9 protein-coding genes are annotated in these 15,306 nt (G+C 41.9%); all 9 read left to right on the top strand.

The features are described from left to right. Window positions 1-18: 18 nt before the first annotated feature. The 9 genes from BGP76_RS03250 to BGP76_RS03290 all read left to right on the top strand — a co-directional run bounded on the left by BGP76_RS03250 (window position 19) and on the right by BGP76_RS03290 (window position 15,306). Window positions 19-789, top strand: a complete 771-nt coding sequence (locus tag BGP76_RS03250; RefSeq protein WP_119843578.1) for a hypothetical protein — start codon at window positions 19-21, stop codon at window positions 787-789. A 15-nt stretch (window positions 790-804) separates the two neighbouring features. Next, window positions 805-2,640, top strand: coding sequence for a putative porin (locus BGP76_RS03255; protein ID WP_147407361.1), 1,836 nt, complete (start codon window positions 805-807; stop codon window positions 2,638-2,640). Window positions 2,641-2,750: 110 nt separating this feature from the next. Beyond that, a complete protein-coding gene (locus tag BGP76_RS03260) occupies window positions 2,751-3,344 on the top strand; it encodes a tRNA-(ms[2]io[6]A)-hydroxylase (RefSeq protein ID WP_119843580.1) in 594 nt (197 codons plus the stop codon). Window positions 3,345-3,546: 202 nt separating this feature from the next. After that, window positions 3,547-4,278: a hypothetical protein gene (locus tag BGP76_RS03265; protein WP_119843581.1), complete on the top strand. Its 732-nt coding sequence runs from the start codon at window positions 3,547-3,549 to the stop codon at window positions 4,276-4,278. Continuing rightward, entirely contained in the window at window positions 4,275-7,022 is a 2,748-nt protein-coding gene (locus BGP76_RS03270; RefSeq protein WP_119843582.1) for a carboxypeptidase-like regulatory domain-containing protein, read from the top strand. The genes BGP76_RS03265 and BGP76_RS03270 overlap by 4 nt, the downstream gene beginning before the upstream one ends. Before the next feature lie 4 nt (window positions 7,023-7,026). Further along, entirely contained in the window at window positions 7,027-8,199 is a 1,173-nt protein-coding gene (locus BGP76_RS03275) for a DUF4249 domain-containing protein (protein ID WP_119843583.1), read from the top strand. Next, window positions 8,196-10,403, top strand: coding sequence for a hypothetical protein (locus BGP76_RS03280; RefSeq protein WP_119843584.1), 2,208 nt, complete (start codon window positions 8,196-8,198; stop codon window positions 10,401-10,403). The genes BGP76_RS03275 and BGP76_RS03280 overlap by 4 nt, the downstream gene beginning before the upstream one ends. 156 nt (window positions 10,404-10,559) lie before the next feature. After that, window positions 10,560-11,618, top strand: coding sequence for an LD-carboxypeptidase (locus BGP76_RS03285; RefSeq protein ID WP_119843585.1), 1,059 nt, complete (start codon window positions 10,560-10,562; stop codon window positions 11,616-11,618). 589 nt (window positions 11,619-12,207) lie between these two features. Continuing rightward, window positions 12,208-15,306 (top strand): SusC/RagA family TonB-linked outer membrane protein, encoded by a 3,099-nt coding sequence (locus BGP76_RS03290; protein ID WP_119843586.1) that lies wholly within the window; start codon window positions 12,208-12,210, stop codon window positions 15,304-15,306.

Genomic DNA, 15,306 nt, shown 5'->3' on the forward strand with positions numbered 1-15,306 from the left:
GGTTTTTTGATCACCTTTATGAATACTTTTGCAGTCATGATCTCAATCTCCAAGATACTTTTAGCCCCGCTGGTGGGGATGACTGCTTTTTTTGCGTTTTGGCGTAAGCGACAGTTTGAAACGGGTGTATGGAAGTCTGTGGAGTTCGAGTTGCCGACGATAGCGGTACTGAGTAGTGAGGATCATCGATCAGTGCCTGTCTGGTCCTTTGTACAGAGTATGCTGAGGCGGTATGATCATCAGGGCGCTCTGCTGGTGGATAAACGTGCCGCTAAGTATCGAGCGTTGTCTATAGAACCTATGGCAGATGCGGAGTATTTTGATCAGATCACTACTCCAACTAATTTGGGCGCTGCCTATGCTTATGCCAATAATCCAGTGATAGCCATGTCAGAGTCTGTAGCGATGTTCCCCGAGGAGGATTGTTTTGTGATCCCAAAACAGAAACTCTACAATGAGGTGAGACATCATTTGGCTATTTTGACGATGGATGTAGTGCAGCCTTATTGGAAGGAAAGTTATTGGCCTGTAGGAGGGAGATTTGAAGCACTGAAAGGTTTGAACGCTATAGATGTGGTGTTGTTTACTTTTTCTGGCTCTGTCCCAGATTTTAAATTTTGGCGAGATAAAACCTTGGTTTTTTGTCATTCTGAGGTCGTGGTTGCGTTTTTGGAATTAGATAGTATGAATGACGAGGAAGTTAAAAATGTATATTATTCAACCGATGGATCAGAATTTGTAGCGGATCGTGATACCTTTGAATCCTTGTTTATAAATTTGCTTTTTTAGAACAGAAACTACGGAGTGGCAGCCAAGAAAATCTCATTATTCTTATTGTTAAGCATCATCTCGTGGGGTGCGATGGCTCAAATCATCGATGACTCGACCAAGCTGGTGTATGGGCCGACTTCTACACGATATATCACGATCGGTGATCTCAAACACAGTGATACACTTTACCATATCATGGATAGTTCGATTCATAATATGGAAAACTTCGAGCTGCACCGTACTTCGGTCATAGACTATCAGTCCCTAGGCAACAATGGTACGGCACTAAAGCCAGTCTACTATCAGATCCCTACTACGATCGGGAGTACAACTGGATTTTCTGCCTTTGAGCCCTACGTTAAGAAGGTGGAGGATTTCAAATACTATGATAGTAAGTCCCCGTTTATTAATCTCCATGTTGCCATAGGAGGTAAGGGGCGCTCTATGGTGGATTTTAGTTTTTCTAGAAATATTAACCCTCAGTGGAATGTAGGGTTCGATATCTACCATGTGTCTTCGGAGAAGCAAATAGGCACTTCGTCCATTCGTGAAAACCAAGTCAAATCAACCGCCGCAGATTTTTATGCTTTCTACCGCAGCAAGAATAGAAAGTACCACGCTATGTTTCATGCCTATACCAACGATCAGGTGATCCTAGAGACAGGAGGGATTACTGAGGATACGCCTGTGAAGGAGTACTATGAGTATCAGGATGCCAATATCTACCTACAGAACTCACAAAGCTTTGACAAACGTGGACGTTTGTTTTTGTACCATCAGTATTCTCTCAAGCCATTTTTTGAGCTGTACAATACTATAGAGCGAACCAATACCAATAATCAATACACAGACACTCCACTGACCCAATCTATTACTGACGGATACTATGATCAAATTCTGATTCGGACAGACTCTACTGAGGATGCTTCTAATATGATAGAGACCAAGATCGAAGCGGGAATCAAAGGAAGAGTAGCTGACCGGATATTTTATTCTGCCTATGTCAAGCGTCGAGATATGAGTTTCAAGTATCGCTATATCGAGCCCTTTACGGGAGAGTATGAAAACTATCTAGGTGGGGATATGAAAATTCATCTCACGGATAAATACTTGGTAGGAGGTGAGATAGAGGCAATGGATGAAGGGAACTATTATTTCAAAGGCTTCTTCGAGAACAATTTCTTGCGCGCCAGTTATACGAGTAGTTTGTATGAACCAGCATTCATGACGGAGCGGTATTTTGGTAATCACTACGAATGGAGTAACAGTTTTAATTCTACGTTAGCGAATAGTATTCAGGGATCACTGTTCTACGCACTGCCGTTTTTGTACCTGGAGCCGTCGGTTGATATCAGCACGGTGGATGAGTATGTGTATTTTGATTATGACAAGATGCCCAATCAGTCCAGTAGCCCTATATTTATCAATAAGTATACCGCCAAGGCAAACCTTACGCTGTGGAAGCATATTCATCTAGACAACCGTCTGGTCTGGAATAATGTATCGGGCGACGGAGCGAATGCGATGCGGATGCCCGATTGGAACTATTTTGGGAAAGTGTATTATGAGAATATTGTCTTCAATGACTTCATGCAGTTTGAAATAGGGTTTGATCTAAGATGGCAGTCGGCCTATTTTGCGAAGGCTTATGACCCGATCACCCAGCAGTTTTTCTTGCAAGACGATTTTGAGATGCCGTCATACTTTACAGCGGATTTATTTTTTGTGATGAAGGCCAATGACCTAACTTTCTTCTTCAACTGGATCTATTTGAATCAAGCCAGAGATTCGGGGTATTTCACTTCTCCATATTACCCCGGTCAGCGTAGAGCCATAGATTTAGGCGTACGCTGGATGTTTTTTGATTAACACAATACACAATACACAATACACAATACACAATACACAATACACAATACACAATACACAATACACAATACACCTTAACTTAGAGAGCAACCCTATATCCCACTATCTGTATGGACAAGACAACTTTAGGACTCAACCTACCAACTGACCCACGATGGGCCAACGTATCCGAAATGAATCTTGCTGAGATATTGATTGATCACGCCTACTGTGAGCAAAAGGCTGCTTCGTCTGGCATATCATTGATCGTGACCTATCCTGAGCGTACAGAACTGGTGGAAGTGATGACGGATTTGGTTGCTGAGGAGTGGGGGCATTTCGAGCGTGTGCTAGAAAAGATGAAAGCCCGAGGGATCACGTTGGGACGGAAAAGAAACGACGAGTATGTGGCAGCCATTAGCAAGATTTCGAAAAGCGGAGGCAGCAGAGACGAACAGCTGGTAGAAAAGCTCCTGCTCAACGCCCTGATCGAAGCTCGTAGCTGTGAGCGGTTCAAGCTGTTGTGGAAGAATATAGGAGATGAAGACCTATCCAAGTTTTACTATGAACTGATGATCTCCGAGGCAGGTCATTATCATACCTTTTTGGATCTAGCCAAAAAATATAAAGGGGAGGAATATACGATGACACGATGGGCTGAGATTCTGGAGAAAGAAGCCGAAATTATTCAAAAACTGGAGGTGCGGTCTGATCGGATGCACTAAACAACTCATGTAGGGAGAGTGTTAATTCTTAGCAAAACACCTTTTTGTTAGATTGATTTTCAATGATTCGCTCATTCGTAGTGAGATCTTCTAATTTTATGTTGTTAAAATTAGAAATCTACTTGACCCATATCATATATTTCATAACTTACGCATCCCTCTATTCATTGAAATTTGATTTCAATTTTGAATAAAACACAGCATGTTTAAAAGAATATTGTATGGTGTCTTTCTCTCGTTGGAGATGCTTCTATCTAATGGCTTGCATGCGCAAGTAGATGTGTCTATTTTAGACCTAGGTGGAGATTTAGAAGCTTGGTATCAAGAAACTATAGCGCTCAAAAATACACCCATTGCCGTTGGTGCTTATTATCATATTCAACCTCAAAGCATTAAAGAGCACCAGTTCTTTTTGAGCCCTGTCTGGGAGGAGGGGAGCGTGCATATATCAGATGAGTTCTTTCAAGATATCCGTATGTTGTACAATACCTACGAGGATATTCTTATCGTCGAGAATAGTGGGATTTATCGATCTAGTTATCAACCTCTCAAACCTAATCAGCAAGCAATCGGTTCTTTTAGTATTCACGGAGCAGAATTTATTCGGCTAGATGCTAATGAGATTCTTCCGGGTGGTTTTTATGAATTGCTTTATGAAGGGGGGCAAGCCCGTGCTTTGGTAAAGCGAATAAAAATTAAACGAGTTGCGTCTCAAGGAATAGAGTATGAGACTCAGGAAGTGTTGTACTTGCAACTGGGTAGTGTTTATTATAAGTACAGAGGAAGAAAGACCTTTTACGAATTGTTTCCAGACCATAAAAAGGAAATCAAATCTTATATCAGAAGTCAAGGTATAACGAACCTAAACCGTCATAACGAATCGGGATTTGTGTATGTACTCCAATTTTGTGAAAAATTCATGCCTGCCTTATGAGATACTTGATATTAATCCTCTTTCTGGCAGTTGCACAGTTAGGCGCAGCACAAACTCCGGACTCTGTAAGACTGGATATGGTATTAGCCGAGATAGCGTCGCACACTGATTATGAATTTTCCTATCGTAGCGAGTGGCTGAACGGTATCTATGTGAGTTCTAAGGTAGATTACAGTCAGCCAATTGTTCCACAGTTGGATCAAGTGTTGGTTAATACTGTTCTTACTTTTTATGTCATGGGCAACCAGATCGTGTTGCTCAACAATCAAGAGATTGTCACAGAACCTGTTTTTGTACAGTCTATCAATTCCAAACAAGAAGTAGTGCCAGAGGATGAGGACGTTGTGTTTAGTCGCGAGCAGTCTGGTCAGGACTTGAGTCTAGAGGAGACTCTATTAGACGTAGGGAATAGAAAATTGTACGAAAAAGGTAAACGTTGTACGCTGGCAGGGTATGTGAGAGAGTCTGGTAATGGTACACCGGTACAGGATGCTTATGTCTATATAGAGAGTCCATTCATTGGGACGACTACAGACGCAGAAGGCTTTTATTCACTCAATGTACCGAATGGTAAACGTACTTTGCTTATTCAGTCTGTGAATATGAAAAATACGCATAGACGTTTAATGATGTATTCGGATGGACGACTGGATGTGGATATGGCCGTAGATGTGATTGCACTTAATTCGGTGGTGGTCAGTGCCGAACGGGAGGCCAATACGAAGAGTCCTCAGATGGGATTGACTAAAATCAGTCCAGAGAATATGAAAATCGTACCTGCGCTGCTAGGAGAGAAGGATTTGGTTAGAGTCGCTACTACGACAGCTGGTGTGCAGTTTTTGGGTGAAGGCTCGGCGGGTATAAATATACGGGGAGGTAAAGCAGATCAGAACTTGTTTTTGTTCGATGGTACGCCTGTATATAATACCAATCACTTTTTTGGGTTCTTCTCGGTCTTCAATGCAGATGCCCTCTCAGGGATGAATTTGTACAAGAGTGCAATTCCTGCGGAGTATGGAGGTAGACTTTCTTCCGTATTTGATATCAAATCAAAAGAGCCGAACAAGGAAAAATACTCTGGTTCGGGAGGAATAGGACCTGTGACTTCTAAACTCATGGTAGAAGGTCCAACCTTCAAAAATGGCCCGACCTTCATGGTAGGAGGGCGAGCAACCTATTCGGACTATGTACTCAACAAAATCAAGAACTCCCCACTGAAGAATAATGATGTGTCTTTCTATGACCTGGTAGGAAAACTGGACTATGAGATCAATGATAAAAACTCGGTCTCAGTTAGTGGATATTATAGCAAGGATAGATTTCAACTGTCCTCAGATACGCTTTTGTCCTACACGGATTTTTCCTATTCTAACAAGCTGTTGACTGCCAACTGGCGTCATGTATTCAATGATAAGTTGCAGGCGGATTTTCAGGCAGGGATGACGCAGTATGATTACGATATTGGGTACGATGTATTGCCGACGCAGGCGTTTCGTATTGATTATGGGGTAAAGGAAAACCACTTGTCAGCTAAGTTTGACTACTATGTCAACGAAAAATTGAATTATAAATTCGGGATGCAGGTCAAGCATACTTCTGTGACACCAGGTATCAAATCTCCCACTGGTAGCGAGTCGCTAGTAGACAAAGATCGAGTTCCTGATGAGCAAGGTGTAGAACTGGCTCCTTATGCCTCTGCACTTTATAGCCCCACAGATAAGCTGTCTGTAGAGGGAGGGATTCGGTTGTCAATGTTCGCTGTATTAGGCCCTGGAGAGGTGAATGAGTACGCACCGAATCAACCCATCGATCAGAATTATGTCATTGGTACTGATACGTATGGAAAGAATGAAATCGTGAAGACCTATATAGGACCGGAGTATAGATTATCGTCTAGGTATTCATTGACAGAGACGAGTTCAGTCAAGGCGAGTTATAACCGTACCCGCCAGAATATCCATCTGTTGCTCAACTCTTCGTCTATTGCTCCGACTGATATGTGGCGGTTGTCAGGTCCTTATATCAAACCACAGATATCAGATCAGGTTTCTCTAGGTTACTATCGCAATATCTATGGAAAACATGCACTAGAGATGTCCGCAGAGGTATATTATAAGCATATTCAGAACCTATTGGATTTTAAAGTAGGAGCGGATTTACAGTTCAATAAACATATAGAGACAGACCTATTGCAAGGCACAGGTAAGTCTTATGGTATAGAGTTGTCACTCAAAAAGAGCTCGGGTTGGCTGACGGGCTGGATTAATTACACCTATTCGCGATCGTTGATCCAGCTTGATGGGGATTTTCCAGATGAGATTATCAATGGTGGAGAGTTCTTTCCGACAGGGTATGACAAACCGCATTATCTTAACTCTGTGACGAATTATAAATTTACCCGTAGACTGACGATGACGGTCAACTTCGTCTACGCGACGGGAGTGCCGACGACTTACCCTACAGGGAAATACACCTTTCAAGGTTCTGAAAACCTCTTGTATTCTGATCGAAACTCGTACAGAATACCAGACTACTTCCGTGTGGATCTGGGAATTAATATAGAAGGCAATCATAAAATTAAGAAACTGGCACATTCCTATTGGTCATTTTCGGTGTACAACCTCCTAGGTCGTGACAATGTTTATTCTACTTTCTTTAGAGTAGAAGATGGAGAGGTCAAGGGCTATAAGATGACGGTTTTTCCATCTCCGATTCCTACGATTACTTATAATTTTACTTTCTAAGATCATGAAGAGACTATTGTATATCGCGCTAATTCTGCTCGGTTTTGATGCCTGCGTCGAACCTTATGATTTCGAAGTGAGAGAGACAGATGAAGTGATGGTAGTAGATGCTGTACTTACGAATGTTTCCGAGCATCATACGGTGAGATTGAGTATATCGTATGCGCTAGATGGTGAGCAGGCAACGAACGTGTCGGGTGCCACGGTATCAGTGGAAGAAGTTGGAGGGATGCAGTACGCATATACAGAAGTAGAGGCTGGAGTGTACGAGTCAGATTTGGAATATGCAGGAGTGCCTGGACATAGCTATATCTTGCATGTAGAGTTGAATGATGGCAATCGCTTTGTGTCAAGTGAAGAGTTTTTGCCTAGCCCAGTGCCTATCGATAGTATTTATGGTAGGTATCTAGAACAGAATTCGCAAGTAGACGAGGGTCAATTAAAAGGAGTTCAATTCATGGTGGATAATCATAACAATTCAGAGGAATTCTCTAGCTATCGGTATGAGTATAGAGAGGACTATGAGGTGAAGGTGCCCTATCCTTCAAGTTATGAATGGTTAGCGGCAGAGGAAGTATTGGAACTTCGTGAAACATATATTGGTACATGTTATAGGTTTTTGGAGTCAAATGAGCTGATAGCTGAGACGACCAGTGGGCAAGTGGAAAATAGATTGTCAGAATTCCCTATCGTTTACATCGAGGATAATGAGGCTCAACTACGTTATACTTTCTCGCTCATTGTGGATCAGTTTTCTATCACTCCAGGAGCCTATCAGTACTATAAGAATTTGAAGGAAAACAATGAATCGGCAGGTAGCTTTTTTGACAAACAAAAAGGTACAGTGTTAGGCAATATGAGTCATGTGAGTGATGCGTCTTACCCAATTTTAGGCTATTTCGAAGTAGCCGGTGTGAGTACCGATTCCCGAGTATTTCGAGCAGGGTCATTTAGAGATCAGGGTTTTTCGCCGATTCAGTCATACAATTGTATCTATGATCGGGTAGCTGATTCGGTAGCTGTGGAAGAACTTCCAAAATACTCTGGACTGGGTTTTTCTTATGAGGTGTATCAGTTGACTTATCCATCGCCAGACACTGCTATTATTATAACGAGTACTTGTAGTGATTGCCGTAAACACGGGACTTTGGATAAACCAGATTTTTGGGATCAATGAAGAGAATTTTAACATACCTTTTGCTATTATGCATTAGCCTGACAGGATATGCTCAGCAAAATATAGAAGAGCGGGTTTATCTTCATCTCAATGCCACGGATCTAATCGTAGGTGAGGCATTGTACTTTTCATCGTACACTACGAGCCAAGTGACGGGACAATTGTCTGGGTTGAGTTCATTGCTGTATGTGGAGTTATTGGATGAGGAAGGAAACCCCGTACATCAGACGAAAATAGCCCAGAAGCAAGGAAGAGGAGCTGGTAAAATTTTCCTCTCTACGGATTTAGTGACGGGTCGCTATCAATTGGTCGCTTATACGCGATGGATGCGGAATTTTAATTCCTACTACAGTCAGTCCGTGACGATTGTGAATCCATACAAGACCTATCAAAATGGAGTCTATGAAGAAGAAGTAATCTATGATGTGAATTTTGAGGTTGAAGGAGGATTTTGGCCTCAGGGGAAAGAAGCAAATGTGCTACTTCATATCAAAGATCAATATGGTAGAGCCCAGCAGCCCAAAGCACGTATCCTTGCTAAGGGGGGAGAGAAGGTGGTTGATGTGGAGTGGGATGCTTATGGTTTTGCAGAAGTGACGCTTGATGCCATGTCTGTAGTTGACTACCAACTGGCTATAGAAACAGAATCCGCTTTTCGGTTCATTGATTTACCTAAGCCATGTAATTCGTGTACAGGCTTGAGTGTTGAAAGAGATCCTTTGACTGGGGATTATCAAGTACAGGTGACCAGTACTTCAGATTTGAGCAACCAGTTGGGATACTTGGAGATTTGGGATCAGACTGGAAAGATACAGGGTATGCCAACCACGCTCAATACTAATACCCTCTTGGTATCAGCAGACTTGACAGCAGGCAAGCTGACTGTCAAACTCTTGGTGGGCGGTGCTGTTCAGAATACGCGCGTTTTCTGGAATGGAAAGCGAGAAGCGATTAGTCAAGTAGTACTCCCACAGATGTCAAAAAAAGAGAAGGTGACTAGAGTATTAGACTATCCAGTAGGCAGTACGCTGTCCGTATCAGTAAAAAAAGTATATGGCTATGACCAGCCCGAGTCTAGTGCAGCATACCGAATAGTTCCGATGAAGTATCGGGGTTTATCCTTGTCTTCGGATGCGCTATCGGGTGATTTGCTTGATAGAATGATGTGGTTGTCTCGATCCGTAGATATTGAAAGTGACTCTATCCAAATGGTCAAGTATCTGCCAGAGTATAGGTCTGGTGTCGTGCAAGGAGTCGTGACATCTAGTAGCAAACTGGTAGACAAAAACGTTAATGTAGCTCTGTCGTTTCAGTCTTCGGATATGGAGATAGATGCTACTTCAGTATCAGACTCAGGTGTATTTTTCTTGAAGTATAATCCCGGTTTCGCTAATGAAAAAGGAGTGGTGAGAGTACTTAATGATCCAACGGGTGATTATCAAGCTACGATTTATCAAGAGTACAATGAAGCTTATGCTCCCTTGTCAGTTATGCCACTGGTTTTCGATACGATACGTATTGAGCAGGTGGCACAGCGGTCTATCGCCAATCAAATCGAAAATGCTTACTATGTGGTGGATACTGTGCCATCGGCCACCCGACCATACCCTGTAGTAGATGAAATGATTTCTTACGTGTTAGCAGACTATACACGTTTTCCTTCGATGCGTGATACGTTCATCGAACTAGTATACCAGGTGGGGGTGAGTAAAAATGAAAACAAGTTCGCATTTAACATGCGAATAGTTGATCTCCCATTTTCTGATAAATTGGACGTAGAGACGATGGTGCTGCTGGACGGAGCATTTTCTACTGCAGAAGACGTTCTCAAGCTTTCGCCTTATTTGGTGGAAAGAATCGATGTGATGAACAAACGCTTCTTTATAGGGGATGTGATGTTCGATGGGATTATTTCGATAGTTACCTATGAGCAGGACGGTGGCGATACCGAGCCAGTAGGAGAATCACTGAGTCTATCTGAGGTACAACCTGAGTCAGAGATAGTGACCACTGCTTTGCCTACTGAGAAAGCGCCAATGTTTAATGATATGTTATATTGGAACCCTTTGATCTATACAGATAGCTCCAATGCGACGGTAGAGTTTTTTACCTCCAATGTGACAGGAATCTTTGAAATTCAGATAGAAGGGGTTGATAAAGCTGGAAACACTATTTCTGAGACTTCAAGATTTGAAGTGAAGTAGTTTTTTGGTTTGACTTTTTTAATATTCTCTTTTACAGCTTGTTAGTTGTTGGTTAGTGTTTTTTCTTTTCATTTTTATGATTTCAATGACTTGATTACTCTTGTTGTTAGAACGCATGAAGACAGCATAAATAATTAACAGTTAAATCATCATACCATGAAAAGAAGAAATTTCATTCAAAAATCCAGTCTTACTGTAGCCATGGGAGCACTGGGAATCCAGCAGGCTTTTTCCTCGAATCATAGGGCCATCGCTTCTACCGAGGTGATCAAGCCCAAGGTGCTGAAACTAGGAGATACGATAGGTTTAATCACCCCTGCAAGTGCCGTGAGCCGATCTGCTTTCGAAAAGACCCTGGAGAATATTGATCGACTGGGTTTTAAAGCTGTCTATTCTGATAACATTCGAGTAAAGAGAGGGTTTTTGGCTGGGACGGATGAGCAACGTTTGGCAGATATACATGCGATGTTTGCCAACGACCAGGTCGATGGGATCGTCTGTGCACGTGGAGGCTATGGTACGGGACGCTTGTTGAGCGAGATAGACTATTCGATCATCAAGGCGAATCCCAAGGTGCTGATCGGGTATAGTGATATCACAGCCTTACTTTATGGTATTTATCAGCAGACGGGATTAGTTTGTTTTCATGGTCCTGTTGGTGCATCTAATTTTACGGACTTTACTACAGATGGCTTCAATGAGGTGTTGATGAACAAGACGAAAGGGACTGTGATCGCTCGACCGAAGACTTGGGAAGAGAAAGGAGCTACTTATGATACTTATACGATTACACCGGGTAGTGCTAGAGGCAAGTTGATTGGTGGTAACCTTAGCTTAGTCGTTTCTTTGATAGGTACACCCCATGACATTGATTTCACTGACAAGATTGTATTCATAGAAGAGATCGGAGAGTCCTCTTATCGAGTAGACCGTATGCTAACTCAGCTGTTACAGTCAGGGAAATTAGAAAAGGTGAGGGGTATTGCTTTGGGTATCTTCAATGACTGTGACTATGAAGAAGAGGATCAGAGCTATCCTAGCTCTATATCTCTCAGAGAGGTGCTAGAGGATAGACTCGAAGATCTAGGAATACCTGTAATGTATGGATTGCCTTTTGGTCATATTGCAGATAATGCTACCCTTCCTTTTGGGATAGAGGTAGAGTTGGATGCTTCTAACCATACGTTGACCCTTTTAGAGTCTGGTGTTTCTTAATCTATTTTTTGAGTCGTGAATTCTCATCTCGGTCGTTATCGTTTAGCCTTTGATTCTAATAACCTGAGTTCGATTAAAAATGAATCATGCTCTATATACTTTATTCAAGCGGTTTGAAAATCATACTGTTTACACGGTAGCACGTTTATAGGTTCTCTAGCCCCCTCTTCTTTCATTGACAATGAAAGAAGAGGGGGCTATTTATCTACCGGAGGTATGGTCTATCTGGCTTGAAGACAAAGTATGATTGATGCATTTCCGACAAGGGTTTAATGAATGTTGTAATCGAACTCAGGTTAACAAATGACTGATATTTAAGTGGTTGGTGAAAACACTTGTTTTTTCAGTGATTAACCCATTGTAAAGCCTGTGTTATGGCATTTGACACTGTGGTAACTATGGGGTGATAATTCTTATTTCTTACACTTGACCATTGATATTAGAGTGGTCAAATATATGACCTTTTTATAATACTGTTAATCAATGTTTTAAGTGTTCTTATTTATCATTGTTGACCGTTTTTTTATAGAGATTGACTTGGGTAAAATTGATTAATTGAAATTTTCTAGAACCAAAAAACGTTTTACCTATGTTAAGAGTTTTTACTTTATTAACGCTGTTTTTCGCGGTGGTGGTCTCGGGAGCGTATGCTCAGCAGACCGTTAGCGGGAAAGTATTCGGCGAACTGAATGACCCACTTCCAGGAGTGAGTGTTGTGATAGCAGGTACCACTCAGGGTACTATTACTGATTTGAACGGAGAGTATAAGATAAGTGTAGATGGAGACAGTCCTTCTCTTATATTTTCTTTTATCGGATATGAAAATCAATCTGTAGAGGTTGGTGGTCGTTCTGTAGTAGATATTACTATGGTAACTGACGTAAAGAGCCTAGATGAAGTCGTGGTGACAGCTTTTGGCGTAGAACAAAAGAAGAAGGCTCTGGGGTATGCTGTTCAACAGTTGGACTCAAAAGAATTGATGGAGTCGCAGCAGACCAATATAGTGAATGCACTACAAGGACGGGTAGCTGGGGTACAGATCAATAGCTCGAGTGGACAGCCGGGAAGTGGATCGAGTATTATTATTCGAGGAATTACTTCATTAAACCCTAGCGCCAACAACCAACCATTGATCGTAGTAGATGGGATCGTTATGAGCAATGCGACGGATGTACCTGATATATTGCCATCGTCTGGTAGTAATGCAGCTAACTCTGCAGAGCAGGGGTCAAGCACGAACAGAATGGCTGATATCAATCCTAACGATATAGAATCACTCAATGTACTCAAAGGTGCAGCAGCAGCAGCCCTCTATGGAGTGAGAGCTGCGAACGGTGCTATTATCATCACGACTAAATCGGGTAAAGCAGGGAAAACAGTTGTTAATTTCAGTGCAACTCAAGGATGGGATGTATTGGGTAACCGTCCAGAATTACAAGAGAAGTATAGAGAAGGTCGATATGGACGATTGAGATTTAATAGCGATGGTTCTCCATTGAGGTTTCAGACTCAGGGACCAAAAGTTAGAGAAGGAACAGAAATATATGATAACATCGAAAACTTCTTTGAGACTGGAAGACGTCAGGAGTACAATATCAGTGCACAGGGTGGTACGGAGCAGGCTCGCTTTTTTACATCTATAGGACGTCTAGATCAGTCGGGTATCACACCTGAAAGTGACTGGGCTAGAACTACTTTTAGATTGAGGGGTGATATTACTGCTTCTGATAAATTGACCATAAGATCTGCAATCAGCTATACTAATTCTGGAGGAAATAAAGCACTTTCAGGAGACAAGTCCATCATGAGTTCTATGAGTTATATGACCAACAGTTTTGACGTAACGGATTATATAAACCCGGATGGTTCTATGAAGGATTATTCAGATGGGATCATCGATAACCCACTGTACTTAGCGAAGTATGCCAAGTATACCGATGATGTCAATAGAATATCTGGGAACGTAGGGTTCAACTATAAGATCACCCCATGGTTGTCAGCAGACTATACGATAGGGCTTGATCAGTACAATGATAACCGAAATAGATTTATGCCTCCAGGGCTAGATGGGACTTCACAGACCGGTGGCTTTATCGTAGATGCCAATATCGGTAGACGGGAGATCAATTCTAACTTTTTGTTGACGGCAACAGTTGATCTCACAGAAGATTTAAATGCTAGTTTGACGCTAGGGCAGCAGGTTGTTGATATTAATTCTCGCTCTACTACTAGAAGAGGAGAGGGCTTTTTGTTCTCTGATTTTAATGATATAGACAATACATCTAATCTTTTTGGTAGCGATAACAAGAGCCAATACAGACAAGTAGGTTTTTTCTTTGATGCAAAGGCAAATTATAAAGGAATCGTCTATCTCGGAGTGACAGGGAGAAATGATATCTCGTCTTCATTGTCAGAAGAAAACAACAGTTATTTTTATCCTGGAGTGAATTTAGGACTGATATTTAGTGAGTTCTTATCGAGCAATCATATCTTGAGCTATGGTAAAGTACGAGCGAGTTGGGCTCAGGTAGGAAAGGATGCAGCGCCTCATCTCATTGGCTTTACTTATAGTGGTGCCTCTGGTTTTCCATTTGATGGTGCCAATGGCTTCCGAAAGAGTTCAGTCGCTGGAGATGAAAACCTAAAACCAGAGACTACTACGTCCTTCGAGATAGGTACAGATCTACGCTTTATCAATAACAGATTGTCACTCGATGCAACATATTATGTCCAAAATAGTACGGATATGATTACGAATGTGCCATTGTCTAATTCTACCGGTTTGTCTAGATATACCACTAATGCGGGTGAAATAGAAAATAAGGGGATAGAACTGATGTTGAATGCGCAAGTCATCAAGACATCAGCTTTCACTTGGGATATGAATATGAACTGGTCTAAAAATGAAGCTACCGTGATATCTGTCGCTGATGGTATAGACGAAATCGAGGTGTACAATGAGGGTAAATCGGAAATTATTTACAAGCTAGTACCAGGAGGAAATGTGGGTGATTTGTATGGTAATACCATGGCAAGAACCGAAGATGGCCAAGTGATTATAGGTTCGGATGGTTTTCCACAAAGAGCAACTGATCCCGAAACAGGTGCATTGGCGATTTCTAAAATCGGGAATGCCATACCAGATTTTATTGCAGGGTGGAACAACCGTATCTCCTACAAAGGAATCTCACTCTCAGCGTTGCTTGAATGGCGCAAAGGGGGTGATGTAATGGATATGGCACTGATCAATGGTCAAAGAAACGGGATTTGGAAAGATACCGAGAGAAGGTTCGAGGACGTGATTTTTGCTGGAGTTAAAAACGTAGGTACAGCAGAGTCGCCAGTTTACGAAGACAATGATATCGTAGCAAGATTAGATGATGGCGGTAATACATACAGAGCGAGTTGGTTAGCGTATGTGGGAGAAAATACGCTGCAGGATGCATCTTGGTTACGCCTGAGGACAGTGACGCTCGGGTATCAGCTTCCTTCTACTTTGATCAATAAGGTAGGCTTGACGAGTGCGAGAATCACTTTTACAGGAAATAATCTTTTTGTGAATACTCCTTACAAAGGATATGATCCAGAGTCAAATTACTTTGGTTCGGGTAGCAATATAGTAGGCTTTACGGGTATGACTGTACCGGGTACGAAAAGCTATTTGGTGACATTAAATCTTAAATTTTAA

The sequence above is a fragment of the Reichenbachiella sp. MSK19-1 genome, assembly GCF_003590315.1.
GTDB lineage: Bacteria > Bacteroidota > Bacteroidia > Cytophagales > Cyclobacteriaceae > Reichenbachiella > Reichenbachiella agariperforans.

Bases quoted from the DNA above. Each gene is read 5' to 3' on its own strand.
- BGP76_RS03250 (WP_119843578.1), top strand. From the start codon at position 19: ATGAATACTTTTGCAGTCATGATCTCAATCTCCAAGATACTTTTAGCC.
- BGP76_RS03260 (WP_119843580.1), top strand. From the start codon at position 2,751: ATGGACAAGACAACTTTAGGACTCAACCTACCAACTGACCCACGATGG.
- BGP76_RS03265 (WP_119843581.1), top strand. From the start codon at position 3,547: ATGTTTAAAAGAATATTGTATGGTGTCTTTCTCTCGTTGGAGATGCTT.
- BGP76_RS03270 (WP_119843582.1), top strand. From the start codon at position 4,275: ATGAGATACTTGATATTAATCCTCTTTCTGGCAGTTGCACAGTTAGGC.
- BGP76_RS03275 (WP_119843583.1), top strand. From the start codon at position 7,027: ATGAAGAGACTATTGTATATCGCGCTAATTCTGCTCGGTTTTGATGCC.
- BGP76_RS03280 (WP_119843584.1), top strand. From the start codon at position 8,196: ATGAAGAGAATTTTAACATACCTTTTGCTATTATGCATTAGCCTGACA.
- BGP76_RS03285 (WP_119843585.1), top strand. From the start codon at position 10,560: ATGAAAAGAAGAAATTTCATTCAAAAATCCAGTCTTACTGTAGCCATG.
- BGP76_RS03290 (WP_119843586.1), top strand. From the start codon at position 12,208: ATGTTAAGAGTTTTTACTTTATTAACGCTGTTTTTCGCGGTGGTGGTC.